This is a genomic window from Ponticoccus litoralis (genome assembly GCF_039769985.1).
GTDB classification, from domain to species: Bacteria; Pseudomonadota; Alphaproteobacteria; order Rhodobacterales; family Rhodobacteraceae; genus Ponticoccus; species Ponticoccus litoralis.
Genome location: NZ_JBDNCH010000002.1, coordinates 2,572,345 through 2,598,996, shown reverse-complemented (window position 1 = coordinate 2,598,996; position 26,652 = coordinate 2,572,345). Strand labels below are relative to the sequence as shown.

The 26,652-nt window shown below is 68.4% G+C and carries 27 protein-coding genes and 6 pseudogenes; 20 read left to right on the top strand and 13 right to left on the bottom strand.

Annotated elements, in window-relative coordinates:
* The first annotated feature begins 24 nt into the window (after nucleotides 1-24).
* The 4 genes and pseudogenes from ABFB10_RS13980 (at nucleotide 25) to ABFB10_RS24165 (ending at nucleotide 3,207) form a co-directional block, all read left to right on the top strand.
* Nucleotides 25-525, top strand: coding sequence for a putative pterin-binding protein (locus ABFB10_RS13980; protein ID WP_347166979.1), 501 nt, complete (start codon nucleotides 25-27; stop codon nucleotides 523-525).
* A 234-nt stretch (nucleotides 526-759) separates the two neighbouring features.
* Nucleotides 760-1,893: pseudogene (locus ABFB10_RS24175) on the top strand (histidine kinase dimerization/phospho-acceptor domain-containing protein); the annotation flags it as partial.
* Nucleotides 1,894-2,125: 232 nt separating this feature from the next.
* On the top strand, nucleotides 2,126-2,953 hold the full coding sequence (locus tag ABFB10_RS24170) for an ATP-binding protein (RefSeq protein WP_430523046.1): 828 nt from the start codon (nucleotides 2,126-2,128) through the stop codon (nucleotides 2,951-2,953).
* On the top strand, nucleotides 2,890-3,207 hold the full coding sequence (locus tag ABFB10_RS24165) for an Hpt domain-containing protein (RefSeq protein ID WP_430523045.1): 318 nt from the start codon (nucleotides 2,890-2,892) through the stop codon (nucleotides 3,205-3,207). Before ABFB10_RS24170 ends, ABFB10_RS24165 begins: the two co-directional genes overlap by 64 nt.
* A 59-nt stretch (nucleotides 3,208-3,266) precedes the next feature.
* Here ABFB10_RS24165 and tsaA read toward each other — a convergent pair whose 3' ends face one another.
* Together tsaA and ABFB10_RS13965 are read right to left on the bottom strand one after the other, a co-directional pair.
* On the bottom strand, nucleotides 3,267-3,749 hold the full coding sequence (gene tsaA, locus ABFB10_RS13970; protein WP_347166977.1) for a tRNA (N6-threonylcarbamoyladenosine(37)-N6)-methyltransferase TrmO: 483 nt from the start codon (nucleotides 3,747-3,749) through the stop codon (nucleotides 3,267-3,269).
* 280 nt (nucleotides 3,750-4,029) lie between these two features.
* Nucleotides 4,030-4,881 carry an SMP-30/gluconolactonase/LRE family protein gene (locus ABFB10_RS13965; protein ID WP_347166976.1) on the bottom strand — a complete coding sequence of 284 codons (852 nt, stop codon included), beginning with the start codon at nucleotides 4,879-4,881 and terminating at the stop codon, nucleotides 4,030-4,032.
* A 205-nt stretch (nucleotides 4,882-5,086) separates the two neighbouring features.
* Here ABFB10_RS13965 and ABFB10_RS13960 point away from each other — a divergent pair, with 205 nt between their 5' ends.
* From ABFB10_RS13960 to ABFB10_RS13915, 10 genes and pseudogenes are all read left to right on the top strand, one after another.
* A complete protein-coding gene (locus ABFB10_RS13960; RefSeq protein ID WP_206564019.1) occupies nucleotides 5,087-5,323 on the top strand; it encodes an Lrp/AsnC ligand binding domain-containing protein in 237 nt (78 codons plus the stop codon).
* A gap of 34 nt (nucleotides 5,324-5,357) precedes the next feature.
* Nucleotides 5,358-6,497, top strand: a complete 1,140-nt coding sequence (locus tag ABFB10_RS13955) for an ABC transporter substrate-binding protein (protein WP_347166975.1) — start codon at nucleotides 5,358-5,360, stop codon at nucleotides 6,495-6,497.
* 87 nt (nucleotides 6,498-6,584) lie between these two features.
* Nucleotides 6,585-7,505, top strand: a complete 921-nt coding sequence (locus ABFB10_RS13950; RefSeq protein ID WP_347166974.1) for a branched-chain amino acid ABC transporter permease — start codon at nucleotides 6,585-6,587, stop codon at nucleotides 7,503-7,505.
* Nucleotides 7,506-7,689: 184 nt separating this feature from the next.
* Nucleotides 7,690-8,674, top strand: a pseudogene (locus ABFB10_RS13945) (branched-chain amino acid ABC transporter permease).
* A complete protein-coding gene (locus ABFB10_RS13940; protein ID WP_347166973.1) occupies nucleotides 8,667-9,416 on the top strand; it encodes an ABC transporter ATP-binding protein in 750 nt (249 codons plus the stop codon). The pseudogene ABFB10_RS13945 and the gene ABFB10_RS13940 overlap by 8 nt, the downstream one beginning before the upstream one ends.
* Nucleotides 9,413-10,099 (top strand): ABC transporter ATP-binding protein, encoded by a 687-nt coding sequence (locus tag ABFB10_RS13935; protein WP_347166972.1) that lies wholly within the window; start codon nucleotides 9,413-9,415, stop codon nucleotides 10,097-10,099. Before ABFB10_RS13940 ends, ABFB10_RS13935 begins: the two co-directional genes overlap by 4 nt.
* Before the next feature lie 216 nt (nucleotides 10,100-10,315).
* On the top strand, nucleotides 10,316-10,714 hold the full coding sequence (locus tag ABFB10_RS13930; RefSeq protein ID WP_347166971.1) for a phage holin family protein: 399 nt from the start codon (nucleotides 10,316-10,318) through the stop codon (nucleotides 10,712-10,714).
* The gene (locus tag ABFB10_RS13925; RefSeq protein WP_347166970.1) at nucleotides 10,695-10,922 is read left to right on the top strand and encodes a hypothetical protein; all 228 of its coding nucleotides are present in this window, start codon (nucleotides 10,695-10,697) and stop codon (nucleotides 10,920-10,922) included. Before ABFB10_RS13930 ends, ABFB10_RS13925 begins: the two co-directional genes overlap by 20 nt.
* Nucleotides 10,919-11,905, top strand: a complete 987-nt coding sequence (locus ABFB10_RS13920; protein ID WP_347166969.1) for an amidoligase family protein — start codon at nucleotides 10,919-10,921, stop codon at nucleotides 11,903-11,905. The genes ABFB10_RS13925 and ABFB10_RS13920 overlap by 4 nt, the downstream gene beginning before the upstream one ends.
* Nucleotides 11,902-12,624, top strand: coding sequence for a gamma-glutamyl-gamma-aminobutyrate hydrolase family protein (locus ABFB10_RS13915; RefSeq protein ID WP_347166968.1), 723 nt, complete (start codon nucleotides 11,902-11,904; stop codon nucleotides 12,622-12,624). The genes ABFB10_RS13920 and ABFB10_RS13915 overlap by 4 nt, the downstream gene beginning before the upstream one ends.
* A gap of 163 nt (nucleotides 12,625-12,787) precedes the next feature.
* Here ABFB10_RS13915 and ABFB10_RS13910 read toward each other — a convergent pair whose 3' ends face one another.
* From ABFB10_RS13910 to ABFB10_RS13880, 7 genes and pseudogenes are all read right to left on the bottom strand, one after another.
* Complete coding sequence (locus ABFB10_RS13910; RefSeq protein ID WP_347166967.1) at nucleotides 12,788-13,480, bottom strand: hypothetical protein; 693 nt, start codon at nucleotides 13,478-13,480, stop codon at nucleotides 12,788-12,790.
* Nucleotides 13,481-13,596: 116 nt separating this feature from the next.
* Nucleotides 13,597-14,040, bottom strand: coding sequence for a DUF4112 domain-containing protein (locus ABFB10_RS13905; protein ID WP_347166966.1), 444 nt, complete (start codon nucleotides 14,038-14,040; stop codon nucleotides 13,597-13,599).
* Nucleotides 14,012-14,170, bottom strand: a complete 159-nt coding sequence (locus ABFB10_RS13900) for a YqaE/Pmp3 family membrane protein (protein WP_023852579.1) — start codon at nucleotides 14,168-14,170, stop codon at nucleotides 14,012-14,014. The genes ABFB10_RS13905 and ABFB10_RS13900 overlap by 29 nt, the downstream gene beginning before the upstream one ends.
* A 108-nt stretch (nucleotides 14,171-14,278) precedes the next feature.
* The gene (locus ABFB10_RS13895; RefSeq protein ID WP_347166965.1) at nucleotides 14,279-14,611 is read right to left on the bottom strand and encodes a hypothetical protein; all 333 of its coding nucleotides are present in this window, start codon (nucleotides 14,609-14,611) and stop codon (nucleotides 14,279-14,281) included.
* 142 nt (nucleotides 14,612-14,753) lie between these two features.
* Nucleotides 14,754-14,855, bottom strand: a pseudogene (locus tag ABFB10_RS24160) (histidine kinase dimerization/phosphoacceptor domain -containing protein); the annotation flags it as partial.
* A 1,181-nt stretch (nucleotides 14,856-16,036) separates the two neighbouring features.
* Nucleotides 16,037-16,585, bottom strand: coding sequence for an RNA polymerase sigma factor (locus tag ABFB10_RS13885; protein ID WP_206564030.1), 549 nt, complete (start codon nucleotides 16,583-16,585; stop codon nucleotides 16,037-16,039).
* Nucleotides 16,575-16,751, bottom strand: coding sequence for a NepR family anti-sigma factor (locus ABFB10_RS13880; RefSeq protein WP_347166963.1), 177 nt, complete (start codon nucleotides 16,749-16,751; stop codon nucleotides 16,575-16,577). Before ABFB10_RS13880 ends, ABFB10_RS13885 begins: the two co-directional genes overlap by 11 nt.
* 102 nt (nucleotides 16,752-16,853) lie before the next feature.
* Here ABFB10_RS13880 and ABFB10_RS13875 point away from each other — a divergent pair, with 102 nt between their 5' ends.
* Nucleotides 16,854-17,663, top strand: coding sequence for a response regulator (locus tag ABFB10_RS13875; RefSeq protein WP_347166962.1), 810 nt, complete (start codon nucleotides 16,854-16,856; stop codon nucleotides 17,661-17,663).
* Nucleotides 17,664-17,716: 53 nt separating this feature from the next.
* On the opposite strand, the gene ABFB10_RS13870 is transcribed toward ABFB10_RS13875, so the two are convergent.
* Entirely contained in the window at nucleotides 17,717-17,953 is a 237-nt protein-coding gene (locus ABFB10_RS13870; protein WP_347166961.1) for a DUF1328 domain-containing protein, read from the bottom strand.
* A 166-nt stretch (nucleotides 17,954-18,119) separates the two neighbouring features.
* Here ABFB10_RS13870 and ABFB10_RS13865 point away from each other — a divergent pair, with 166 nt between their 5' ends.
* Complete coding sequence (locus ABFB10_RS13865) at nucleotides 18,120-18,437, top strand: hypothetical protein (protein ID WP_347166960.1); 318 nt, start codon at nucleotides 18,120-18,122, stop codon at nucleotides 18,435-18,437.
* A gap of 150 nt (nucleotides 18,438-18,587) precedes the next feature.
* Here the strand turns inward: ABFB10_RS13865 and ABFB10_RS13860 are convergent, their stop codons facing one another.
* Entirely contained in the window at nucleotides 18,588-19,673 is a 1,086-nt protein-coding gene (locus ABFB10_RS13860; protein WP_347166959.1) for a trypsin-like serine peptidase, read from the bottom strand.
* Between the two features lie 325 nt (nucleotides 19,674-19,998).
* On the opposite strand from ABFB10_RS13860, the gene ABFB10_RS13855 reads away from it, so the two are divergent.
* From ABFB10_RS13855 to preA, 3 genes and pseudogenes are all read left to right on the top strand, one after another.
* Nucleotides 19,999-20,646: an OmpA family protein gene (locus tag ABFB10_RS13855; protein ID WP_347166958.1), complete on the top strand. Its 648-nt coding sequence runs from the start codon at nucleotides 19,999-20,001 to the stop codon at nucleotides 20,644-20,646.
* Between the two features lie 443 nt (nucleotides 20,647-21,089).
* Nucleotides 21,090-22,417, top strand: a pseudogene (locus ABFB10_RS13850) (NAD(P)-dependent oxidoreductase).
* A 254-nt stretch (nucleotides 22,418-22,671) separates the two neighbouring features.
* Nucleotides 22,672-23,976, top strand: a complete 1,305-nt coding sequence (gene preA / locus ABFB10_RS13845) for an NAD-dependent dihydropyrimidine dehydrogenase subunit PreA (protein ID WP_347166957.1) — start codon at nucleotides 22,672-22,674, stop codon at nucleotides 23,974-23,976.
* A gap of 79 nt (nucleotides 23,977-24,055) precedes the next feature.
* Here the strand turns inward: preA and ABFB10_RS13840 are convergent, their stop codons facing one another.
* Nucleotides 24,056-24,292: a hypothetical protein gene (locus ABFB10_RS13840; protein WP_206564039.1), complete on the bottom strand. Its 237-nt coding sequence runs from the start codon at nucleotides 24,290-24,292 to the stop codon at nucleotides 24,056-24,058.
* Nucleotides 24,293-24,411: 119 nt separating this feature from the next.
* Nucleotides 24,412-25,039: pseudogene (locus ABFB10_RS13835) on the bottom strand (TetR family transcriptional regulator C-terminal domain-containing protein).
* A gap of 151 nt (nucleotides 25,040-25,190) precedes the next feature.
* Between ABFB10_RS13835 and ABFB10_RS13830 the strand changes: the two are divergent.
* Nucleotides 25,191-26,442 (top strand): annotated as a pseudogene (locus ABFB10_RS13830) (Zn-dependent hydrolase).
* Nucleotides 26,443-26,652 lie beyond the last annotated feature (210 nt).

The following is a 26,652-nucleotide window of genomic DNA, read 5'->3' as shown; positions in this document are numbered from 1 at the left end:
GCAACGCCATATTGGACCATCGCTATGCTGCCGATACCCCGTGCTCTCCTGCTTGCCATGGCCCTGCTCGTTGCCAGCGGCCCGGGCGCAACCGCCCAACCCCTGCCGGGGCCGGAAGGCCCGGTGCTGCTGACCCTGTCCCAGCCAGGGGGGCAGACGATCCGGCTGGACCGGGCGGCGCTGGCGGCGTTTCCGGCGACGTCCCTGCGGACAACGACGATCTGGACGGCGGGACCGCAGACTTTCACGGGGGTCACGCTTCGCGACCTGATGACGCGGATCGGCGCAGGCGGCCAGGCGCTTCGGGCCCATGCGGTAAACGATTACGCCATCGACATCCCGTGGTCCGACGTGACCAGCGGCACTGCCCTGATCGCCTACACCCGGAACGGCCAGCCGATGTCGGTACGCGACAAGGGGCCGCTGTGGCTTGTCTACCCCTACGACAGCGACCCGGTCTTCCGGCAGGAAACCCACCACGCCCGCAGCGTCTGGCAGCTGGACCGGATCGAGGTGATCCCCTGAGACCGGCAGCGGGCGGCAAGCCCCGCACCCGATCGCCAGGCACGCGGCGCTACGGGCGATTTCCCCATGCAAGCGCGCCGCAAAGGGCTTAGGCTGCGGCCCGAGCGGTAACAGGAAAGCCCGTCAGAGGTGCAACGCAAGATCAACGTCGGATTTGCCGAGAACTACATCGTCCGCCGCGGCCTGACGGCCTTCGTGGTGTCGCTTTTCGTGACCACCATCGGCGTGCTGGTCATGGATGTCAGCCAACAGATGGGGTGGCTGTCCTCCTCTTCCTCGGACAACATGCAATGGACCCTGGGCCAGACAGAGACCGAGCTTGCGGCGCTGGAACTCGCCACCTATGCCGCCATGGCCGAGGACAGCGCCAGCGGGGCCGGCCTCGAAGAGATCCGGCTGCGGTTCAATGTCTTTTACAGCCGGGTCCAGACCATCACCGACAGCACCCTGTTCCGCGGGCTGCGCAGCGTCCCCGAGGTTCAGGCGCAGCTGGACGAGATCCTCGCCTGGCGCGACTCACGGGTGCCGGTAATCGACGGGCCGGATAGACGGCTTGCCGCACAACTGCCCCGGCTGCAGGCGGAATCCGCCCAGATGCGCGGCGTCGTGCGCAAGACCGCACTGGACGGCATCGCCTATTACGCGCGTTTCGACGACACCCGCCGGACCAGCATCTTCAGCACCCTGCTGCGCATCGGCGTGCTGACCCTCGCGCTGGTCGTGCTGCTGCTGGTGCTGATCCTGATGCTGGTGCGGCTGGGCCGTCAGCGCGAACTCAGCGCCCAGTCCAACCGCGAAATGCGCGAACGGCTGGAAACCATCATCTCGACCTCGCTGGACGCCATCCTGGTGGTCGACCGCGCCGGGCGCATCGTCGAGTACAACGGCGCCGCCGAACGCATCTTTGGCCGCCGCCGCGACCCGGCGATCGGCGCCGACATGGCCGCGCTGCTTCTGCCTTATGGCGCGGCGCTGGCGCCCTTCCTCGCCACCGGCTCCGGCACCCGGCAGGCCGAAGCGCGGCGCCGCGACGGCAGCCTGTTCCCGGTCGATGTCTCCTCGGCCCGGGCGCACAGCCCCGGCGGCGAGATCTTCGTGATCTTCCTGCGCGACATCTCGACCCGCGTCTCGGACGAGGAAGCCCTGCGCGAGGCCCGCGACCGCGCCATCGCCGGGGAACGCCAGAAGGCGGACCTGCTGGCGGTCATGAGCCACGAGATGCGCACGCCCCTGAACGGCATGCTGGGCTCGCTGGAGCTGTTCGAGGGCGACAACCTGAACGCCCGGCAGAAGCGCTTTCTGCGGATCGTGCGGAATTCCGGCAAGGTGCTGCTGAACCACGTCAACGACGTCCTCGACATTTCGCGGCTAGACGCCGGCAAGATGACCCTGCGCAAGCGGCGCTTCGACCTTGTCGCGCTGATGGAAGAGATCGTCGAAAACCGGGCAGAGCGCGCCCGCGCGCAGGGCAACCGGATCGTGCTGGCGCCCTCCGATCCGGCGCTGCACACGGTCTACAGCGACCCCGACAGGCTGCGGCAGATCCTGCTGAACCTCGTCGGCAACGCGGTCAAGTTCACCCGCGACGGGACGATCACCACTGGAGGTCGATTGCGACGGCGGTCTGGACGCGGTCGAGTTCCGGGTCATCGACACCGGCATCGGCATCCCCGAGGCCGATCTGGACCGCATCTTCGACGACTTCGTGACCATCGACAGCTCTTACGCGCGCCGCACCACCGGCACCGGGCTGGGACTGGGGATCTCGCGCCGTCTGGCCCGGGCGCTGGGGGGCGATCTTGGCGCCGAAAGCGAGGCGGGCGAGGGCAGTGTCTTCTGGCTGCAACTTCCCATGGCCCTGCCCGGCGAAAGCCACGCGCCGCAGGCGACAGCGCCGGTCCGGCCACCGAAGGCAGAGCGGCTGCCGCCTCTTCGCGTTCTGGTGGTCGAGGACAACGAGATCAACCGGCTTGTCGCGCGGGAATTCCTGCATCGCGGCGGCCACAAGGTGACAGAGGCGCCGGGCGGGGCCGAAGGCGTGGCAGAGGCGGCAAAGACCCGTTTCGACGTCATCCTGATGGACATCTCGATGCCGGGCATGAACGGGATCGAGGCGGCCCGGGCCATCCGCGAGGGCGGCGGGCTGTCGGCCAATGTGCCGATCATCGCAACCACCGCCCACGCCACTGGCAGAGGAACGCCGCGCCTTCGACGAGGCGGGCATGGTCGGCGTTCTGGTCAAGCCGATCTCTGCCGCTTCGGTGCGCGAGGCCACTGGCAGAGGCGCTGTCGGGCAGACCGCTTTCCGTCGGCGCGACCGCGACCGAGGACGCGCCGATTCTGGACCGCGCGCATCTTGCGGAATTGCAGGCGGACCTGCCCGCGGCGCGGCTTGCCGCCCTGCTGGCGACATTCCGCGCCGAGATGACCAGCTTTCTGGAGGGCATGGTGCCACAGACCGACCGCGCGGCGCTGGCTGCCGAGGCGCATCGCATGGCAGGCTCTGCCGGGGTCTTCGGCGCCATGCAGCTGACGCAGCGCCTGCGCGAGGCGCAGGTCTTCGTGCCAGAGGCCTCTCCGGACGAATTGACGGAACTGCGGGCCGCTCTGACCGCCTGCTGGACCGCTGCCGAAGCCGCGCTGCGGGATGTGCCAGAGCCCCCGCAACGGCGCGCCGTCTGAACCCGGTGCGGCACCGGATGGGCCCCAGCCGATGCCGCCTGCCTTGACCGGCGCCCGGCTCAGGCCTTGTCCGGCGCCACCACCGCGTAGCCGCAGCGCGCGGGCTTCAGGTCCAGCAGCGGCGTCCCGTCGAGGCAGTCCAGCCCCCGCACCACCAGCACGCGCCCCTCGCGCCGCAGAAGCGTGACGATCGACGTCCCGATCGGGTTCGGCCGCAGGGGCGAGCGCAACGAGAAGGTGCCCCGCTGCGCCCCGTCGGACTTCGGCGACTGGGTCAGCAGGTCCCGCCGCGCCTCGTGCAGCCAGTACAGCACCTCGATCCGCGCGTGATCCTCGACCGCCAGAAGAGCGGGCTCATAAAGCGCGGCCACCTCGATCCGGCAGTCCGGCCCCTGCTCTGCGTCGCCGCGCCGCGGGCAATCGGCCCGGGTGGCAAAGGGCGTGCGGATCACGCCGACAAAGCGCAGCCCCGCGTCGGTCGCCTCTGGCAGGTCGGCGAGAATCTCCCCCGGTCTCCGGGCATCGCCGTGATGGTCCGTCATCTGCGCCCCCGTCCTCTGACCTGCCCGCCGCAGCCCGCCAGATCCCCTGCACCGGCGCAGCGACGGCGCGGGCCAGCGGCCCCGTCCCGCAGCCGACCGGCCCAGACGCGCCCGGGCAGAGCCGCGCCGCGCTGCCCGCCACCGGGGCGCCGGGTCGCCGGATAGGCATGGGACCGGCCCGGCCCCCGGAACGGGGCAGCCGGTGGGCAGGCCACCCCCGGCGCCGGGCCCCCGGCGCCGGACCGACCGGACCGGCGGGGGCACTTCAGGGCAGCGGCGGTCACAGGATCACCCGGTGTTCGGCCTGCCCGCGCAGGCCCGGCTCCAGCGTGAAGGTACAACCTGCCAGCCGGTCCTCTGCCGGGCGCCCCTCTGCCGCCGATGTCACGAACAGCCGGGACAGCTCTGCCCCGCCAAAGGCCGGGCAGGTGGTCTGCGGGGTCGGCAGATCCAGCGCCCGAAGAAAGCGGCCCTCCGGGTCGTAGCAGGCCACCCGGCCCGCCCCCCATTGCGCCGACCACAGGTTGCCCTGCGCATCGATCACCGCGCCGTCCGGGTTCAGCCCCTCGCCGCTCAGATCCAGCCATGGAAAGGGGGTGCCCTTGGGCCAGCCCTCGGCATCGAGGGCAACGCGCTGGATCACCCCCGTGGGCAGGTCGGTAAAGAAGGCAAACTGCCCGTCCGGCGAGAAACAGGTGGCGTTGGGAATGCTGATGCCGGGATAGAGCACCCGCAGTTCACCCCGGTGGTATCGGTAGATGGCCCCCGCGCCCGCCTCGCCCGCGTGGCCCATGGTGCCGATCCAGAAGCCGCCATAGGGATCCGCCCGCCCGTCGTTCGACCGGGTGCCCGGGTTGTCGGCCTCCAGCGGCACAAGGCTGTCTGCCTTCCCGGTCGCGAGATCGAACAGGCAGAGGTCCGTCTCGGTCGCGATCAGCAGCCGGTCCCGGTCCACCCAGCCCGCGGCAGAGGCGGCACGATCCAGCGGCCATGACCGCTCTGCGGTGCCGTCATGCTCGAACAGCCGGTGGCCGAGGATGTCGAACCAGAACAGCGTCTGCCGCTCGGGGTGCCACAGCGGTCCCTCTCCCAGCGCGCATTTCGTGCGCGACAACACGCCGTCATCCGTCATCGATCCCTCCCCGGTGTCGCGGCCCATGCTGATCCGCCCCGCCCCGGGGCGCAAGGCCCAGCCGCGTCGAGGTGCCGGAAAGCGGCGACCGCCGGACGGGCCGGACAGGGCGGCGGCAGGGCAGAGGCAAACTTCACGCCGCAAGGGGCTGGATTCGCGCGCCGTTTTCGGGTCAATTCAGGCCGCAAGCCGCAGGGAGGCCCTTATGAATTGCGTTTTCGTCCAGATCCGGTGCACACCCGGCACCGCCTATCGCGTCGCCAAGGACATCACGCTGCGCGAGATCCACTCGGAACTCTATTCGACCAGCGGCGAATTCGACCTTCTGCTGAAGCTCTACATCCCCGCCGGGGATGACGTGGGCAAGTTCATCAACGACAACCTTCTGGACATCGCCGGGATCGAACGGACCCTGACGACACTGACCTTCCGCGCCTTCTGACCGGCGCAGGACATAGAACAACGGGGAAACAGACATGACCACATTCCGCAGCCTTGCCCTGGGCACGGCCCTTGCCGCGCTGACCGCCGCCACCGCCTCTGCCGAGGTCAAGGTCGGCATGATCACCACCCTTTCCGGCGGCGGCGCCGGTCTGGGCATCGACACCCGCGACGGCTTCATGCTGGCGATCGAGGGCGCGGGCCGCGACGACGTCGAGGTGGTGATCGAGGACGACCAACAGAAGCCCGAGATCGCGGTGCAGCTGGCCGACAAGATGATCCAGTCCGACAAGGTCGACGTGCTGACCGGCATCGTCTGGTCGAACCTCGCCATGGCCGTGGTGCCCGCCGCGACGGCGCAGGGGCTGTTCTACCTGTCCACCAACGCCGCGCCCGCGCAGCTGGCCGGCCCGGGCTGCAACCCGAATTTCTTCTCGGTCTCCTACCAGAACGACAACCTGCACGAGGGCGCGGGTGCCTATGTGGCCAAGGCGGGCTTCACCAAGCCCTTCATCCTCGCGCCCAACTACCCGGCGGGCCATGACAGCCTGAACGGCTTCAAGCGCTTCTACGAGGGCGCGCTTGCGGGCGAGATCTACACCACGCTGGGCCAGACCGACTATGCCGCCGAGATCGCGCAGATCCGCGCCTCGGGGGCGGATTCGGTCTTCTTCTTCCTGCCCGGCGGCATGGGCATCTCCTTCCTGAAGCAATACGCGGATTCGGGTGTGGACCTGCCGCTGATCGGGCCGGCGTTTTCGTTCGATCAGGGCATCCTGCAGGCGGTGGGAGACGCGGCGCTGGGGGTGAAGAACACCTCGTCCTGGTCCAAGGACCTCGACAACGCGGCCAACACCGCCTTCGTGGCGGCCTTCGAGGAGAAATACGACCGCCTGCCCTCGATCTACGCGGCGCAGGGCTATGACACCGCGAACCTGCTGCTCTCGGCGCTGGACAGTGCCGGACCGGAGGATGCCGATGGCTTCCGCGCGGCGCTGAAGGCGGCGGATTTCGCCTCTGTCCGGGGCGATTTCTCCTTTGCGGCGAACAATCACCCGATCCAGGACATCTATGTGCGCGAGGTGATCAAGGAAGGCGACCTGCTGACCAACAAGATCGTCGAGACCGCCATCGAGGACCGCGACAACGCCTATCTCGACCAGTGCAAGATGTGAGCCGCAAATTCCCTGGAAGGAATTTGAAAAATCCTTCGAAGGATTTTGGCCCCGCCGGGGTTCCGGCGGGCCACCCGGAATGAGACGATGACCCTGACCCTATTCGCCGAGCAGGTCCTAAACGGCCTGCAATCCGGCATCATGCTGTTCCTCATGGCCGCCGGCCTGACGCTGATCTTCGGCGTCATGGGGCTGATCAACCTTGCCCATGGCTCGCTTTACATGGTCGGCGCCTTCTGCGCGGCGGCGGTTTCCGCGGCGACGGGATCCTTCCTGCTGGGGCTGGTGGCGGCGCTCGCGGGGGCGGCGGCCACGGGTGCGCTGATCGAGCGGGTGGTGATCCGCCGTCTCTACGCCCGCGACCACCTCGACCAGGTCCTGGCCACCTTCGCCCTGATCCTGATCTTCTCCGAGGGCACGCGCTGGCTCTTCGGCTCCTTCCCGCTGTACCTCGACGTGCCCGCGGCGCTGTCCGGTCCCGTCACCCTGCCGGGCGGCATCCAGTATCCGCTCTACCGGCTGACGCTGATCCTGGTCGGCCTTGTGGTGGCGGCGGGCCTGTTCTGGCTGATCGACCGCACCCGGCTGGGCGTGCAGATCCGCGCCGGAGAGAACGACCGCGAGATGATCGCGGCGCTGGGGGTGGATATCGACCGGCTCTACACGCTGGTCTTCGCGCTGGGGGCGGCATTGGCGGGGCTGGCGGGGGCGCTGGTGGGTGTCCTGCAATCGGTGCAGGTGGGCATGGGAGAGCCGGTGCTGATCCTGGCCTTCGTGACCATCGTGATCGGCGGCATCGGCTCGATCCGCGGCGCGCTGGTGGGCGCGATCCTCGTGGCGCTGACGGACACGCTGGGCGGGCTCTTCCTGCCGGAACTCTTCAAGCTGGTGTTGCCGCCCGCCGAGGCAACCCAGACCGGCGGCGCTCTGGCGGCCATGGCGATCTACGTGCTGATGGCGGGGGTTCTGATCTGGAAACCCACCGGGTTGTTCGGAGCGCGGGCATGAGGGGTTTGGTGCGTGGCGCGGGCCGCTTGGGGTGCGTTTCCCTGCCCTCCGCGTGCCCGGCGCTGTCCGGCAGCGGTTGGAGGGGGCGCTGCCCCCGCTCCTGCGCAGCCCCCCCGGGATATTTTCGGACAGAAGAAAGCGGGCGGCGCTTCGACAAGGGCCTTGCTGCAGGAGAGGCGCGGGTATGAGCCGAGAGACGCTGTTGAATGCCGCGATCCTGCTGGGGCTGGTGGCGGTGCCGCTTTGGGCGCATCTGTCGGACGAGCCCTTCACCGTCACGCTGGCGACGCGGGCGGCGATCCTTGCGCTGGCCGCCGTGGGGCTGAACATCGCGCTGGGGATCGGCGGGATGGTCTCGCTGGGCCATGCGGCCTTCTTCGGGATCGGCGGCTACGCCATGGGCATCCTTGCCTTCCACGCGCAGAGTTACACACCGGTGGCCGAGTGGCCCCTTATGGTGCCGGGAACGAAGTCGATGCCGGTGATCTGGCTGGTGGCCGTGGCGGCCTCGGGGCTGGCGGCCTTCCTGATCGGGCTTCTGAGCCTGCGCACGGGCGGCGTCTATTTCATCATGATCACGCTGGCCTTCGGGCAGATGTTCTATTTCTTCACCATCAGCTGGGGCACCTATGGCGGTGAGTACGGCATGTCGATCTACCTGCGGAACGGTTTTCCCGGGCTGAACACGCTGGTGCCGATCCAGTTCTACGGGCTGTGCCTCGGGGCGCTGCTGCTGGTGCTGGGCCTGACCGCCCTGCTGCGCCGCTCCGCCTTCGGCACTGGCCCTGAACGCCGCGCGGCAGGCGCCCGAGCGGGCGCAGGCGGTGGGGCTGGATCCCTACCGGCTGCGGCTGGCGGGCTTCACCCTGTCGGGCGCGGTGACCGGGCTGGCGGGGGCGCTTTACGCCGACCTCAACCGCTTCGTCTCGCCGTCGATGTTCAGCTGGCAGCTGTCGGGCGAGCTGATCGTCTTCGTCATCCTCGGCGGCACGGCGCGGCTGTTCGGGCCGGTGGTCGGCGCCGTGGTCTTCGTGGTGCTGGAGCATGTACTGGGCGGGGTCACCGAGTTCTGGCACATCTGGTTCGGGCTGATCCTGCTGCTGGTCGTGCTGTTCGGCAGGGGCGGGCTGATCGGGCTGATCGCCGGGCGGGCGCGGACCCATGGCTGAGCCGGTTCTGGAAACCCGCGGGCTGGTGCGCCGCTTCAGCGCCCTGACGGCGACGGACGGGGTGTCGATCACCCTGCGCCCCGGCGAGATCCATGCGGTGATCGGGCCCAACGGCGCCGGCAAGTCGACCCTGATCGCGCAGATCTGCGGCACGCTGGCGCCGGACGCAGGGTCGGTCTGGCTGGCGGGCCGCGATGTGACGGCCCAGGCCGCGCCGGCCCGCGCCCGCGCCGGGCTGGCGCGGACCTTCCAGGTCAGCCGTCTGGCGCTGGAGGACAGCGTGCTGGAAAACGTGCTGCTGGGCGCCGTGGGGGCCGCCGGGGCCGCGTGGCATCCCTTCCGCCCGGTCCTGCGCAACCGTTCCCTGCGCGCGCGGGCCGAGGCGGCGCTGGCGCGGGTCGGGCTGGAGGCGCAGGCCGCCACCCGGGCCGCCGATCTGTCGCACGGGCAGCGGCGGCTGCTGGAGGTCGCGGTCGCCCTGACCTTGTCGCCCCGCGCCTTTGTCATGGACGAGCCCATGGCGGGCCTCGGGACCGAGGGCTCTGCCATGCTGACAGGCCTGCTGGACGGGCTGCGCGCCGAGGCGCCGATCCTGCTGGTCGAACACGACATGGACGCGGTCTTTGCCCTTGCGGACCGGATTTCCGTGCTGGTCTACGGCAAGGTCATCGCCTCGGGCACCGTCGCCGAGATCCGCGCCGACCGGGCCGTGGGCGAGGCCTACCTGGGGGATGCATCGTGACGCTTCTGACCGTGCGCGACCTTGCCGCCTTCTACGGCGCCAGCCAGGCGCTGTTTTCCGTGTCCTTCGACATCGCCGAGGGCGAGGTGCTGGCGCTTATGGGGCGCAACGGCATGGGCAAGACCACGACCATCCGCAGCCTCTGCCGCCTGCTGCCCGCCTCCGGCACCCTGCGCTTCGCCGACCGGGACCTGTCGCGCCTGAAGCCGCATCAGGCGGCGCGGCTGGGCATCGGGCTGGTGCCCGAGGGGCGGCGCTGCTTCGCGGACCTGACCGTGACCGAGAACCTGACCGCCGCCGCCCGCCCCGGGCCGTGGGACCGCGCGGCGGTCACCGCGCTGTTCCCGCGGCTGGCCGAGCGGTCCGGGCAGGTGGCCCGCTCGCTGTCCGGCGGCGAGCAGCAGATGCTGGCCATCGGGCGGGCGCTGATGACGAACCCGCGCCTGCTGGTTCTGGACGAGGCGACAGAGGGTCTGGCGCCGATGATCCGGCAAGAGATCTGGACCGCCCTGTCCCGGCTGAAACGCGAGACCGGCATGGCCATCCTGATCGTCGACAAGTCGCTGAAGGAGCTTGCGCAGGTCGCCGACCGCGCGGTGATCCTCAGCCGGGGCCGGTCCGAGTGGACCGGGCCGCTGGACAGGCTGACCCCGGAAGAGACGACGCGCTACCTGGGGGTCTGACGCCCCCTTTCCGCCACGCAGGGGCTAGCGCTGACCGAGCCGCCGCGCCCTTGCCGACGGGCTTGTCGCGGGGACCGGGCGCATGGAACAGATTTTTCAAGGGTTTGGCGGAACCATTCCGCGCGATCCGCGTTGCCCCCGCGAATGACACCAAAGGAAAGTCGCGCCGCCTGACCCGGACAGGCGCGACCGGGACGCCGCGAATGAACACTGCCAGTGCTCGTCGAGCTGACCCGCCTTCTGCCCGAAATCATCGCCCTTGCCAAAGGCCATATCCAGACAGAGCTGCTTCTGGCGCGCCGCGAGATATCCGAGAAATGGGCCGGGGCCGGGTCCGGCGTGGTCCTCTACATCGCCGCCGCCGTGCTGGCGATGGTCATGCTGCAGGTGCTGGCCGCCGCCGCCGTGGCGCTGATAGCCGCCAGCTTCGGCCTGTCGGTCGCGCTGTCGGCGCTGATCGTCGCGGGCGTCCTGCTGGGTCTGGCGCTGGTCTGCCTGCTGATGGCGCGCAGGCGCCTGTCGTCGCGGGCCCTGACCCCGGACAAGACGCTGGCCCAGCTTCGCGCGGATATCGCGGCGGTCGAGGAGGTGCTGCGTGCCCGGCGAGACCTCTAGACGCCTTGCCCAGCAGGCCGAGGCCGAGCGCGAGGCGCTGGCCGCGCGGCTGCTGGTGCTGGTGGCTCCGGCGCCCGAGGAACCGCAAGAGGCGCCCGTGCGCCCGGTCGAAGACCCCGCGCCCCGGCGAACCCCGTGGAAGACGCTGGGCCTTGCCTTCGGCGCGGGCCTCGCCACCGCATGGCTGATCCGGCGGCGGCGCAAATGACGTCGGACCGCGCCCGAGCTGCCGAAGCGCCCTTCCCGCCCCTGCCGGTGGCCCTGAACGCTGAAGGCCGCCCCCGCCGCACGGGTGTCGAGGTGGAATTCGCCGGGCTGGACGAAAGCGAAGTTGCCCGCGTCCTCTCCGGGGTGCTGGGCGGCGAGATCGAGCAAAGCGGTCCCTATCTCTACAGCCTCTGCGGGTCCCGGATCGGCGATCTGACCGTCGAGCTCGACACCGCGCTGCGCAAGAATTCCGACCGGCGGCTGGTGCAGGAGGGGCTGGACCTTGCCCGTGGCATCATCCCCGTCGAGGTGATCACCGCGCCCATCCCCGCCAGCGCCCTGCCCCGGCTTGACGCGGCCCTCTCCGCCCTGCGCGACGCCGGGGCCAAGGGGTCTGGTCAGGGGGTGTTCTACGGCTTCGGCGTGCACCTGAACCCGGAGATCGCGGGGCTGGATCACCCGCTGACTCCGGCCACGATCCGCGCCTACGGGCTGATCGAGGAACACCTGCGCGCCGAGGACCGCATCGACGGCACCCGGCGTTTGCTGCCCTTCGTCGACCGCTGGCCCGCCGCGCTGATCGACGCCCCGGCCGGGGCCGCGACCGCCTCGCTGCGCGACCTGATGGTGCTTTACGCGCGCCATACCACCAGCCGCAATCACGGGCTGGACCTGCTGCCGCTGTTTCGCCACCTCGACGACCGCCGCTTTCAGCGGCTTTTCGGCGGGGGCGACGGCGGCACCACCCATGCGCGCCCGACCTTCCACTTCCGCCTGCCCGACAGCCGCATCGACGAGGCGGACTGGTCGCTGTCGCAGGCATGGCGCGACTGGCTGCTGGTCGAGACGGTGGCCGCGGACGAGGCGCTGCTGGACCGGCTGGCCGCGGCGCGGCTGCGATACCGGGACCGCCTGCTCAGCGGGCGCGGCGACTGGCGCAACGAGTCCACCGCGATTCTGGCAGAGGCGGGGCACCGGGCATGAAACCCGTCATCGGCGTCACGACCTCGCGCCGCTCTGGCTGGCGCATCTTCCCGCTGGTGGCCTTCAACATCTGGTTGGCCGGGGGCAAGGCCGTCCGCTGGGACACAAGGCGCCCGCCCCGGCTGGAGGCGGTCGACGGGGTCGTGATCGGCGGCGGGGACGATATCTCGCCGGATCTCTACGGCGGAAGCCTTGGCATCAGTGCCCGGCTCGACCCCGAACGCGACGCGCTGGAATGCGAACTGGCGCGGCAGGCCTTTGCGCGCAACCTGCCGGTTCTGGGCATCTGCCGGGGCGCGCAGATGATCAGCGTTGCCCTTGGCGGCACGCTGGATCAGAGCGCCTGGCAGACCTTCGGGATGGAGCACAAGATCCGCACCGTCCTGCCCCGCCGGGCGATCCGGATCGAGCCGGACACAAGGTTGGCGCGGATCGCAGGGCCAGAGGAGATGACGGTCAACGCGCTTCACACGCAGGCGGTCCGCGATCCCGGAAAGGGCGTGCGCGTCGCGGCTCGCGACATGGCGGGGATGATCCAGGCCATCGAGCGGCTGGACGATCCCTTTGCGCTTGGCGTCCAGTGGCACCCGGAACATCTGTTCTATTCCCGGCGCCAGCGCGCGATTTTCCGGGCGCTGGTCGCTGCGGCTGCCGCGCGGCGCGGCCACCTGCGGCAGGTCGATGCGGCTTTGGCATCCGGAAGGCGGGGGCTGGTGTGACGCGCAGCGCTTGCCACCGCGCCCCGCGCCTGATGGATGGCGCAAAGCGTGCACCGTTGTCCGGCGCAGGCGAAAGAGGATCGGCAGGCTTGGGTCAGCGGCTGCTTTCCGGGAACGGCGCGACCTGCCGGGGGTCGAGGCGGGACACCCGCCGCCAGATGGCTCAGGCCTCGGGTCGCCCGCCAGCCTCTGCCCGGCGACTCGGCGGCACCGGATCGTTGCCGACCGTCGGCCTGCGAATAGCCGAGCGCGCGACGAAATGGCTGTTGCCTTCCGGGATGTGGCGCATCGCTTCGATGTTGATATGCAGCGTCACGCCCCCGCCCTGCGAGACCTGAAGTTGCCGCAGGGCCGCGTCACGCTCGTTGATCTCTATGTCGCTGATGCGGCCCAGCTCTCCCTCCGAGGTGAAGAAGGGCTTGCCGGTCACCTCGCTGCCCCAGACCCAGCTGGCCGGGGCATTCGCGGGCTTTTCCGGGACCGTCGGACGCCAGGCCCGTTCCAGCAGGCTGAGCACCCGGCGGACCCCCCGCAAGGGCGGCCCGTCGGTGTCGGGACCGTCGGCGGCAAGCACATCCGGCAGCGTGCCGGTGGCCAGCGTATCCTCGTCCAGACCCTCGGCGGGATCGCCGCTTTCCAGCACCGCCGCGTCCGACAGCTCCAACCGGACCGAATCCTCACTCAGCGCGGACCGGCTGGCGGATACCAGCACGGAACGCCGCGCCTTGCTAAGCTGCACCGACCAGTAGGTGACCCGGCGGCGCTGCATGTCCAGAAGCCCGTCACGGATGAACCCGACAGGCTGCGTCTCGCCAGAAATCATGACGGGCAGGGTCTTTATCCGGGTCAGTCGCATGTGCACCTAGATCCTTGCAGCGCCAATCGGCGCCAGTTCCAATCTGCCCAACGCCCCCGGACCGCTCGGGTTCCCGGGATGGTGCCGCAGCGCGGCAGAGCCTTCCCCCTGCCCGTCTATTCCAGCTCCACGGTCGAGCGGCGCGGCGCTGTCCGGGCGCGCGGTCCGGGCGCCATGTCCCGGCGCAACAGGGCAGCGTTGCGGCGGTTTGCCTTCAGCGCGACGTCGGCAAGGTCGCCGAGGATCGGGACAGAGCCCAGCATCACATCGGCACCGGTGTTCAGGGCCATGCGCAGCAGGGTGCCACGGCGGGCGCCCATGCGGTGCGCTTCGGTCAGGATCCACAGCGACGGCAGCGCCGCGACCACGTCGCCCACCACGGGAACGAGACCGAGAATGCTGTCCCAGCCAAAGCGGATGCCCAGCACCGGAACACGGTATCCGGCGTCCATCCAGTTGGCGAGCTTCTCGACCCGGCGCAAGCGGGCGGCAGTATCAGGGGCGTGCAGGCTGCTGTCCTGCACGCCGGTTTCAGCGGCGCGCGATGATGTAGACGGCATGGACGATACCCGGAATGTAGCCAAGGATGGTTAACAGGATGTTAATCCAGAAGTGCTTTCCGATGCCCACCTCCAGGAAGACGCCCAGCGGCGGCAGCAGGATGGCGGCGATGATTTTCAGAAGTTCCATGGTGCGTTATCCCTTTGTTCAAGGGACGAACGCCGGGGCGGGGCGGCTGTTCCCGCATGCCCGCCATACCCGGTTCGAAAGAGGATCCCTGTTGCGACGCCGCCGCTGTCAGGCCGCGGCGCGGCGACCTTCTGCATCCCTTGCGAATTCGCGGCGCGAGAAGACCACGTCGTAGAGATATTGCCCCTCGTCCTCGACAACCTCCGCCTCGCCCTCGATCTGCATCACGAAGGCCTTCATCAGCCGCGACCCAAGCCCGCTTGTGCCCGGGCCTTCCTCGTTCTGCACGGTGACCGGCGCGCCCTTGGTATTGGCAATCCGCAACCGCAGCCGGTCGCCGTCGTCCAGCCGCACAAGGGACACGCAGATGCGCGGGTCCGATCCGTCCGCCGGACGACCCACGTATTTGACCGCATTGGTCAGCGCCTCGGCGGACAGCATCGACAGGGGCACCGCCTGATCGGGGTAGAGGTCGAGTCGGGATCACGTCCACGGACAGCGACACATCCGGCGGCAGCGACACCTGCGCCACGTCCTCGACAACCGCGCGCACCAGCTCTCCGCCGTCGACCGTGGTCATGTCGGGCGAGGCATAGAGCGTGCGGTGCAGCGTGGCGAGCCCGCGCACCCGGCGCTGAAGCCCGCGCAGCATGCGCCGCGCCTCGGGGGTCTCGGCGTTGCGCATTTCCATGTTCATGATGGAGACGATCAGCTGAAGATTGTTCTTCACCCTGTGGTGCACCTCTTTCAGCAGCACCTCCTTGTCCTGAAGGTCCTTCTGCTGGCGGATCTCGGCCTCGGAGATGATCAGCGCCATACGGCTGAAGGCGCGCGCCGCCTCGGCCAGTTCCTCGGGCGGGTCGTCCGAGGGTCAGTGCGGCCACGGTGCGGTCGCCCAGGGCGAAGCGCCGCATCGCCGAGCGCAGCCCGCTGACGTGCCGGATCACCAGCCGTTGCAGGCCGACATAGGCCACCGCGATCCCGGCGATCCACATGACGATCGGGAAGACCAGCGCCAGGCCCGACTGCAACCCGCCGATCACGGTTTCGCCGTCCTCGACCGGCCAGCTTCCCACCATGACGACGCTTTGCGGCAGCACCGAGCTGACCGCGTAAAGACGGCGTTCCCCATCGTTGCTGACCGCCTCGAAGGTTTCGTCGCGCAGCTCGGACAGGCCCTGGTTCGTGATGTCGCGCGGCAGGAACCCCTGCGCCTCTTTCACGGTATTGTTGGCGACAACGATGTCGCCGTTCGAGTTGATCGTGGCGATGCGCACGGTCTCGACGCTCGACGCCTCGGCAATCAGCGCGCTGATGATCCGGTGCGGGATCGAGATCGAGATCATCCCCACGAGCTCTTCGCCGCGCCGGATCGGCTGAACCGCGACGGTCACCGCCTCGCCCGAATAGGTGCCGCGAATGGTGAAATCCACATAGGGCCGCTTCGCATCCACGGCGCCCAGGATCGTCGGGCTTTGCGAGACATCGGTGGGGGTGGCGGCGGAATTGCAGTCGGTCTGCAACTCCGGCGTGATCAGCCCGGCGAAGCTGAAGGTTTCATGCGACCGGACAAATTCCTGCATCACGGCGTTGCAGCTGTCCACCGGCATGCCGACCACCGCCGCGCCAAGGCCCTGCGCGGCGCCCAGCGCCTGCTGGATCAGCTCGCGCCCGGCATGGCTGGCGGCCACGGTCTCGGACATCAGCGAGGCGCGGGTCACATCCTGCGCGTCGTCGATGACCTGTTGGGTCTGGTAGAGGGAAATCAGGCCAAGCGGCAACAAGGCCAGCGTCAGCAGCAACGCCAGCCTTGTCGAAATGCGTTTCCCGAAGGTCGAGACACGGTTCATCCACCGCGCTCCTATTCTAAGCGGCGCTCTGGTTGTCCGACACGATGCCCGCGGTCACGCTATCGGTCAACTCGAGCACGTCGTCCTCAAGATGCATCAACTTGGACAGTTGCGCCCGTGCGCGGTTCACCCGGCTCTTTATCGTGCCGACGGCGACGCCGCAGGTCTCTGCCGCTTCCTCGTAGGAAAAACCCGAGGCGCCCACAAGGATCAGTGCTTCGCGTTGCTCGTCGCTGAGGGTCGCAAAGGCGGTCTGGAAGTCGCGCAGGTTCAGGCGCCCGTCGTGATCCGGCTTCTGTGCCAGCTGCGCGGACATCTCGCCCTCGCTGTCGGACACTTCGCGGCGGGCCTTGCGGTGGTGCGAATAATAGGTGTTGCGCAGGATCGTGAACAGCCAGGCCCGCATATTGGTGCCGGGCTGGAAGGTGTCGATCTTGGTCCAGGCCTTGACCACCGCATCCTGCACCATGTCATCGGCCAGCGCGGAATTGCGCGTCAGGCTCATGGCGAAGGCGCGCATGGCGTTGAGGTGGGTGACGATCTCGTCGCGGGGATCAGTTGCCATCTGCACCGCTCCCGCTGGACGACGCGCTGTTATCCTGCGCGCGAAGCTGGTTCAGCAGGTCCGTGAAGCGGTCGGGAACATCCTCTTTCAAAACATCGTTGTAGGCGCGGCGAAGGTTTTCGTCGATCTCGTCCTGAAGCCGTGTGTGTTTCTTTGCTTGGGTCATTAGGGGGGCTGGGCCTGCGTTGATTTTTTACACATTCTCGCGGAACCAACCCGGGATATCCATGTTGGTTCCGTGACAGACCGAAAAAATGGGACGAAAATTATGACCGACGCCACAACCGGCACACTGACAGAGCAGATCGGTGCGCAACTGCCCTTCCTTCGGCGTTATGCCCGGGCATTGACCGGTTCCCAGACACGCGGCGATGGCTATGCGGCGGCCACGCTTGAAGCGATCCTGACAGACCCCTCTGCCTTTGATCGCAGCGCCCCCGCAAAAGTGTCTCTTTTCAAGGTCTTCCATACCATCTGGTCGACCTCCGGCGGCTCGATGGAGACCGAAGAGGATGGGCTGCGCGGGCAGGCCCAGAAGCATCTCGCCGGCCTCACCAGCGGCACCCGCGAAGCCCTGCTTCTGCACACCATCGAGGAAATCCCCATGGGCGATGTCGCCACGATCCTGGACCTCTCCGAGGACGAGGCCTCGAAGCTCGTGGATATCGCCTATGCCGAGATGGCGAAATCGCTGTCCGGCTCTGTCATGATCATCGAGGACGAGGCGATCATCGCGCTCGATCTCGAATCGACCGTCTCCGAAATGGGCCACCGCGTCACCGGCGTCGCCCGCACCGCGGATGGCGCACGCGAATTGTTCGAGCGCGAGAAGCCCAACCTGATCCTCTCCGACATCCAGCTGGCCGACAACTCCAGCGGCATCGACGCGGTCAACGACATCCTGAAGGCCTCGCCCGATATCCCGGTGATCTTCATCACCGCCTTCCCCGAACGTCTGCTGACCGGCGAGGGGCCGGAACCCGCCTTCCTGATCCCCAAGCCCTACACGGTCGAGCAGGTGCGCTCGGCGGTCAGCCAGGCGATGTTCTTCTCGTCGACGGAAACCCTGCGGGTCTGAGACATCGGCCCATGCAGACGAAAGGCCCGGGATCGCGCCCGGGCCTTTCGAGTCTAACGTGTCAGTCCAGAGCGTTCCGAGGCGCGGACAGGGCGGTACAGCTCGTGCCGACTGCGGCGGGATGGCGATCCCCCGTTTATGTGCCGCGCCAGCAGCGACAGGGCGAAGAGCGCCCCGAAGATCAGGCACAGAACCTGGGCAACCGGCGCCGAAGCAGCGCCGAGGCCTGAAAAACCGAAGACACCGGTTACCACCGCAAGCGCCAGAAGAACGGATGGCCAGAAAGGCATCGTCGTCTCCTTTTCACTTGGTACTTGGTCATTCACTTGGGGAAAGAACGGCCATGCCCGGCCCGCCGTTCCCCATCCCGGCGCGAAGAATTTGTCGCAAAGGCAGGGAACCCGGAGCGCCATCGCGCGTTGCCGAGGTGAAGCATTCTCGAAGGAGAACCATCCGATGGCACTGAGCAAATCGAAAAGCAACGGGACCGACCGCCAAGCCGACTTCCAGGCGGTGAAGAAGCAGCTTCAGAACGCTGCGGCGGAAGCACAGGATGCCGTGCGCCACAGCGCCGCCGAGGCAGAAGAGCGGCTACGCGACGCGACCCGCCAGGCGCAGGCGCTGGCCCGCGACACCTATGCCGAAGGATCCAACCGGGCGATGGCCCTGCGGGACGAGGTCGAAACCGGCATCCGCCGCCATCCCGGGCTGGCCATTGCCGGCGCCCTGGGTGGCGGTGTCCTGCTCGGGATGCTGCTCAGCCGCAGGCGATGACGGCCCGCAACACATTCTCTCTCTGCGTGATCAAAGGCACTCTTCGCAGCAGATCAACTGGGCGGTCTCATTCGGGACCGCCTTTTTTCTGGGCAATCGCAGCGGCATGGCCCGCGACACCCGCCGCCCTGCCCGGGAAACGGCCCCGGGTCAGCGCACCGTGAACGCGCGGAAGGCGAAGCTGGCCGTGCCGCCAGTGACCGCCACCTCTCCGACAAGGGTGCCGCCCATGACGCGCTCTATCACCGGGCGCAGCCACTGGCGCACATCCTGATCCTCTGGCCCGCAGGCAAAGCCCAGCCTGTGCGTGCCCTTCTCGTCCTCTTCCACGACCACCAGCCCGTATTGCGCCGCCGGAGAGGTCTGGAACCGGGTCTGCAGCGCGCTCAGCGTCACCTGCTGGAAGATCTCACTGGGCAGCGGCACCAGCCGCCCGCTGGGCGCCACGTCGTAGAACAGCGGCGTGCAGTCCGCAGGCACATCGGCGGCGACCGAAAGCTCCTCGCCCACCCCCAGCACCTCGGGATACAGCGACATCACCAGCGGCAGCGGTTTGGGCGCTGCCGCGGCGGTCGCCTTCAACACCCCGGACTGGCCGAGGATCAGCGCCATCGGCACGCCGAAGTTGATGCCCACGCGGTCGTTGCCCGCATTGTGCAGGCCGATCACCTGCCGCGCCGAACTGTCGAAGATCGGCGAGCCGGAATTGCCGCCCAGCGTGTCGCAGGTGTGCCGCAGCCGGTTGCCCTCCGACGGCGGTCGCGCCGCCCGGCAGCCCTCGCGACTGATGCGTTGCGATTCTCCCTTGGGGTGGCCGATGATCCAGTAGGGCATGCCCTCCTTGGCCACCGCATCGGTCAGCGGCAGCACCGGGTAGCGCGCCGCGGGATCGCCGCGCACCCGCAACACCGTGTAGTCAAGCTCTTGCGAGGTCTCGACCGGCGTCACGTCGACGTCGAAGCCTTCGGCCTCCTCGATCATCCCGGGATGGGTATAGCCCGCCATCCAGGTGACAGAGAGGATCTCTGTGGCCGTCACATCGGGATGCTCCAGCACGCCGGGGACGCAATGGTTGTTGGTCAGAAGATGCGTCTCGGACACGAGGAAAGCGGTGCAGGGAAAGGTCCCGCCGTCGGTCTCGATCCGCAACAGGCCGACCCCCCGGCCCAGCTTCACGAAGTCCGCCTCGGCGGAATAGGTGCTGATCGGCTCGTTGTTGTAGCCCTCGATGGCCACCTCGTTGTCGATCCCCGCCTGCGGACGGGCAAGCCCCCTGTCGCAAGCCCCCCGCAGGTGAGAGCAAGACAGGCAAGAGACGGCAAAAGGCGCATGACAATCCTCCGGGCGACAATCTATGACCGGACCCTATCGCAGTTTGCGTTTTATTTGAATCGAAAGACGTGGCCTCGCCCGGCAATCGAACGGCACCTGTCGTTCCCTCCGGTCCGGATCGCGCGCAGGAGCGCAACAGCCCGACTGGCCCGCGCAGGCAGGAAATCCCCCACTGGACCGCAGCGGGGCACATGCGGCATGATGCCGACAGCATTTCCGGGAGCCTGCCATGCCCAAAGCCCTTTCGATCCTCGCCGCCCTCACCCTGCCCGCCGCCGCGCTTGCGCAGTCGACGGTGACACTGGACGACTTCTCGCTCGACGACCTGACCGACACAGCCCCGGCGCAAGCGGCGCCACAGGCAAAGCCGGACAGCGAAATGCGCGACTGCCTCATGGATCAGGCCAGTTGCGCCAGCGCCGAATTCGGCAATGCCGCGGATTTCACGCTGGACGATGTCTACAACCTCGGGGTCATCGACCGCTCGCAGCAGCAACGGATCGCCGCCACCAACCCCGACCCGGCACCGCTGCCCTCGATCGACCTCGAAGTGCTCTTTGCCTACAACTCCGACGACCTGACGCCGCAGGCCATGGCCAAGCTCTCGACGCTGGCCGCAGCGCTCAGCGACCCGCGCCTTGCGGGCAGCCAGCTGCTGTTCATCGGCCATACGGATGCGGTCGGCAGCGCCCCCTACAACACCGACCTCTCGCAACGCCGTGCACAGGCTGTGGCCAACTACGTGCAGGCGACCATGCAGCTGTCCCCCTCCCGGATCGAGGCGGTGGGCGTCGGTTTCTCGCGCCTCAAGAACACCATCGACCCGACCTCGGCGCAGAACCGCCGCGTACAGCTGGTGCTCGTGCCCGGCGCCTGAGCCGCGCCACCGCACCGCGCAGCCCCCGGACCCGCCTTTGCCCCGGAGCCTGCCGTCGCCTGCCCCGCATCGGACGGGCCCGCCCGCAGGGGCCAGCGCAATCGCCGCGGCCCCCCGCAGGGGGATACGGCTATTGCGCTTGCGCCCAAGGCCGGGTTCGTCACGAAAGGGCAAGGCGAGGGCAGGCTCCGGGGCTTTTGCCCGGGTGGGACCAGAGCTGCCTTTCCAACCCCGCCACCCCAAAGGGCCGGCGGGCGGGCGATGTGGCGCAGCCACGAGTCCCGCCCCGGCCCGCCGCGCGCAGCGCGCATAGACCGGGCAAGGGCTGCGGGTCGGAACACCGCGCCATCCCCGCCATCGGCACCCCAAAATTTTACCAATTGATAAAATTTCGGACTGTGGCACTCTGATCCCACAAAAAAACAAACCGACAGGGAACCGCCATGCCCAGCCCACATTCGCCCGGCATCACCCCGGGGCGTCTCGACGCCGAAACGCTGACCCGAAATTTCTCCGATCTGCACGCGCCCTACGACGCGCATGAGGCCGCCGTCGCCGCCGACCGCTGCTACTTCTGCCACGACGCGCCCTGCGTGACCGCCTGCCCCACGGAGATCGACATCCCGCTCTTCATCCGGCAGATCTCCACCGGCCAGCCAGAGGCCGCGGCCCGCACGATCCTCGAACAGAACATCCTCGGCGGCATGTGCGCCCGGGTCTGCCCCACCGAAACGCTCTGCGAACAGGCCTGCGTGCGCGAAGCCGCCGAGGGCAAACCGGTCGAGATCGGCCGCCTGCAGCGCCATGCCACCGACAGCGTCATGGCGCGTCAAGACCACCCCTTCACCCGCGCCCCGGACACCGGCAAGCGCGTCGCCGTGGTCGGCGCCGGCCCCGCCGGGCTCGCCTGTGCCCACCGTCTGGCCATGAAAGGCCATGACGTCACCATCCTTGAGGCGCGGCCCAAGCCCGGCGGGCTCAACGAATACGGCATCGCCGCCTACAAGAGCACCGACGACTTCGCCGCGCGCGAGGCGGCACTGGCTGATGCAGATCGGCGGCATTTCCGTCGACTATGGCAGGGCGCTGGGGCGCGACGTGACCCTGGGCCAGTTGCAGGCGGACTACGACGCCGTCTTCCTCGGCCTCGGCCTTGGCGACGTCAATCCGCTGGGGATCGAGGGCGCGGAGCGTGACGGCGTGCTCGACGCGGTGGCACTGGATCGCCGAGCTGCGGCAGGCCTCGGATCTTGGCGCCCTGCCCGTGGGCCGCAACGTCGTGGTGATCGGCGGCGGCATGACCGCCGTGGACGCCGCGGTGCAGGCCCGCCTGCTGGGCGCGGAAACCGTGACCATCGCCTACCGGCGCGGGCAGGACCGCATGGGCGCCAGCCGCTACGAGCAGGACCTCGCCACCTCGAAGGGTGTGCGCATCCTGACCAACGTGGCGCCGGTGGCCGTGCACGGCAATGGCGCAGCGACCCAGATCGAACTGGCCTATATGGCCGAGGGCGCCAAGGGTCTGGAGCCCACCGGCGAGACCCTTCGCCTGCCGGCAGATCAGGTCTTCCGCGCCATCGGTCAAAGCCTCGTCCCGCCCGAGGGTCTCGACCTCGACGGTCGCAAGATCAGGGTCGACGCCGCGGGCCGCACCTCGCTGCCCGGTGTCTGGGCCGGCGGCGACTGCACCCCGGGAGAGGATCTCACGGTGGTTGCCGTGGCCGAGGGCCGCGATGCCGCCGAGGACATCCATCGTGCCCTGGTGGCATAAATCCCTTGCCGCCCCCGCGCTTCCGGGCGCGGGCGACACGCGTCTGACCGACAGGGGCCCTGCGGGGCGACCGGCGAGAGAAAAACCGCACGTCCGCGCACAAGCCCTTGTTTCGAAATGCCTATCCCTTTGGCACTCCCGGATGGTTGCCGCTCGACTGCCCTGCCACAGGCGCGGGATCGACGGTGGCCCGGACTGCCCGATCATTCTTTCCCGCCTGCTAGCCGCAGCGCCCTCTTGAGAGGAGAAATACCATGGCCGACCTCACGACAGACTTCATCGGAATCACCTCGCCCAACCCCTTCTGGCTGGCCTCGGCGCCGCCGACCGACAAGGAATACAACGTCCGCCGCGCCTTCGAGGCGGGCTGGGGCGGCGTCGTCTGGAAGACGCTGGGCGCCGAAGGCCCGCCGGTCGTGAACGTCAACGGCCCGCGCTATGGCGTGATCCACGGCGCCGACCGCCGGGTGCTGGGGATCAACAATATCGAGCTGATCACCGACCGCCCGCTGGACACCAACCTCGAGGAAATGGCCCGCGTGAAGGCCGACTACCCGGATCGCGCGCTGATCGCCTCGATCATGGTGCCCTGCGAAGAGGCCGCTTGGAAGGCCATCCTGCCGCGCGTGATGGAAACCGGCGCCGACGGGATCGAGCTGAACTTCGGCTGCCCGCACGGCATGTCGGAACGCGGCATGGGCGCGGCGGTGGGACAGGTGCCGGAATATATCGAGATGGTCACCCGCTGGTGCAAGCAGTACTACGACCGCCCGGTGATCGTGAAGCTGACGCCCAATATCACCGACATCCGCAAACCCGCCGCGGCGGCGAAGAACGGTGGCGCCGATGCGGTCAGCCTGATCAATACGATCAACTCGATCACCTCGGTCGATCTGGACAATTTCGCCCCCGAACCGACCATCGACGGCAAGGGCAGCCACGGCGGCTACTGCGGCCCGGCGGTCAAGCCGATCGCGCTGTCCATGGTCTCGGAGATCGCCCGCGACGCCGCGACCCGGGGCCTGCCGATCAGCGGCATCGGCGGCGTCACCACGTGGCGCGACGCGGCGGAATTCATGGTGCTGGGCTGCGGCAACGTACAGGTCTGCACCGCTGCTATGACCTATGGCTTCAAGGTGGTCGAAGAGATGAAGCGCGGCCTGTCGCAATGGATGGACGAAAAGGGCTACACCCGGACCTCGGACTTCATCGGCAAGGCGGTGCCGAACGTCACCGACTGGCAGTACCTGAACCTCAACTACGTGACCAAGGCCCGCATCGACCAGGACGCCTGCATCAAGTGCGGACGCTGCTATGCCGCCTGCGAGGACACCAGCCACCAGGCGATCTGGATGAAGGAAGGCCGGGTGTTCGAGGTCAACGACGCGGAATGCGTGGCCTGCAACCTGTGCATCGACGTCTGCCCGGTCGAGGACTGCATCACCATGGAGCGTCTGGCCCCCGGCGCCACCGACCCGCGCACCGGCCGCACCGTCGAGGCGGATTACGCCAACTGGACGACCCATCCGAACAACCCCATGGCCAAGGCGGCAGAGTAACGGCGCCGTCTCGCAAGAGTTCTCGACGAGAACTCTTGCCCGGTCAGGCTTTTCGGCGAAAAGCCTGACCCCGCGCGGATCAGACGTGCACCACGAGGTCCGAAGCCCGGCAGATGATCACGAACTGCCCGCCGCATTCGATCATGTGAAAGCCCCGTCCCGCCACCTCTGCCTTCAGCCGGTCGCGCCCGATCTCACGCTCCACGTCGCGGACGGCGCGGCGGACGATGCCGCCCCTGCGCGCCGCCTTGGCGTCGAAGATCTGCGCAAGCCAGCGTTCGTTTGCGGCGTGATGGGTCAGGCGGAGCGTCGGCATGAGCGCATTCTTGCCCCGACAGGGTTACGCTTCGGTTAACCTGCCCGGTCAAATGCGCCAGACGCGCGGATCCTGCCGCGGCTTCCGGGCAAACCCGTCCCGCCACCGGCCCCGCGGCCTCAGGTCTTCAGCATCCGCCCGAAGAGCGTCTCGAGATGCTGCGCCGCGCCTTCGAAATCCTGTCCGCCCAGCACCGCCCGCACCTGCACATCGAAATCGGCATAGTGCTGGGTCTGCGCCCAGATCGAGAAGATCAGGTGACGGGCGTTGACCTCGGCCAACCGCCCCTCGGCGACCCAGCCGTCGATCACCGCCGCCGTCTGGTCCACGAGATCGCGCAATTCGCCTTCAAGAAACGCCTGCATCTGCGGCGCGCCCTGGATGATCTCGTTTGCGAAAAGACGGCTTTCGCGCGGGAAATCGCGGGCCATTTCCAGCTTGCGCCGGACGTAGGCGAGGATCTCGTCCACCGGTTCGCCACTGGGGGTCGAGCGCCCGCAGCGGATCGAGCCAGGTTTCCAGAAGGCCGTGCAGCAGCGCGTCGTAGATCGCGTCCTTGGAGGCGAAGTAATACAGCAGGTTCGGCTTCGACAGCCCGGCCTCGGAGGCGATCCGGTCCAGCGTCGCGCCCCGGAACCCGGCCTCGGAGAAAATCGTCAGCCCGGCTTCGAGAATGGCCTCGCGCTTGCGGCGCTGAATCCGGGTCTGCGGGGGCTTGGGGGCTCCGTTTGCCGAAATATCCGCCATGTTCCGTCCCGATCCGCCCCGTAATCGTGCAGATGCCGCTTTGCGCGGCATGCCGCTTGACTGAATGCCGACCTCTGTTAGCGTTGTTTTGACCGATTGGTCAAATCGAAACAGGCCCGCGCAAGACGGGCCGGATATGACGGGGAAAGATATGGCGACTCAGGCAGCGAACCTGAAGATCGACGGCGACCGGCTGTGGGACAGCCTGATGGAGATGGCCGGGATCGGCCCCGGCGTGGCGGGCGGCAACAACCGCCAGACGCTGACCGACGCGGATGCCGAGGGCCGCGCGCTGTTCCGGCGCTGGTGCGAAGAGGCCGGGATGACCATGGGCCTCGACACCATGGGCAACATGTTCTTCACCCGCCCGGGCACCGACCCGGAGGCGCTGCCGGTCTACGTGGGATCCCATCTCGACACGCAGCCCACCGGCGGCAAATACGACGGCGTTCTGGGCGTGCTGGGCGGGCTGGAGCTGGTCCGCACGCTGAACGACACCGGCATCCGCACGAAGCACCCCATCGTCGTCACCAACTGGACCAACGAAGAGGGCACGCGCTTTGCCCCCGCCATGCTGGCCTCGGGCGTCTTCGCCGGTGTGCATACGCAGGACTGGGCCTATGCCCGGCAGGACGCGGCGGGCAAGAGTTTCGGCGCCGAACTCGACCGCATCGGCTGGAAGGGCGAGGAAGCGGTTGGCGCGCGCAAGATGCACGCCTTCTTCGAGCTGCACATCGAACAGGGCCCCATCCTGGAGGCCGAGGGTAAGCAGATCGGCGTCGTCACCCATGGGCAGGGCCTGTCCTGGACCCAGGTCACCGTGACCGGCAAGGATGCGCATACCGGCTCGACCCCCATGCCGATGCGCCGCAACGCGGGCACTGGGGATGGCGCGCATCCTCGAGAAGGTCGACGAGATCGCCTGGAGCCACAAGCCCGACGCCGTCGGCGCCGCGGGGCACATCGACGTCTACCCCAATTCGCGCAACGTGATCCCCGGCAAGGTGATCTTCACCGTCGACTTCCGCTCTCCCGAGCTGTCGGTGATCGAGGACATGGAGGCGCGGCTCAGGACCGAGGCGCAGGCGATCTGCGACGAGATGGGGCTGGAGGTGGCCTTTGAAAAGGTCGGCGGTTTCGACCCCGTGGCCTTCGACGAGACCTGCGTGGGCGCCGTGCGCGCGGCGGCGGAACGGCTGGGCTATGCGCATCGCGACATCATCTCGGGCGCGGGGCATGACGCCTGCTGGATCAACCAGGTCGCCCCCACCGCGATGATCATGTGCCCCTGCGTGGACGGCCTGTCGCACAACGAGGCGGAAGAGATCAGCAAGGACTGGGCGCGGGCCGGGGCCGACGTGCTGTTCCACGCGGTCGTCGAGACGGCACAGATCGTCGCATAGGGGGCGCTGCCCCCTGACCCTGCGGGCCCACCCCCGAGGGTATTTGGACCAAGAAGAAACACGGGACGGTGCGCGAGATGAGACTTGGGATTGCAGTGGTTGCCGGGCTGGCGCGGATGCCGGCCCTCGGCGCCCCGGCGCGGCAGCCCCGGGGCCTGGCGCTGCCCCTTTGGGTCGGCCCGAGAGCCTCCCGGTCGCCGAAGTCTTCGC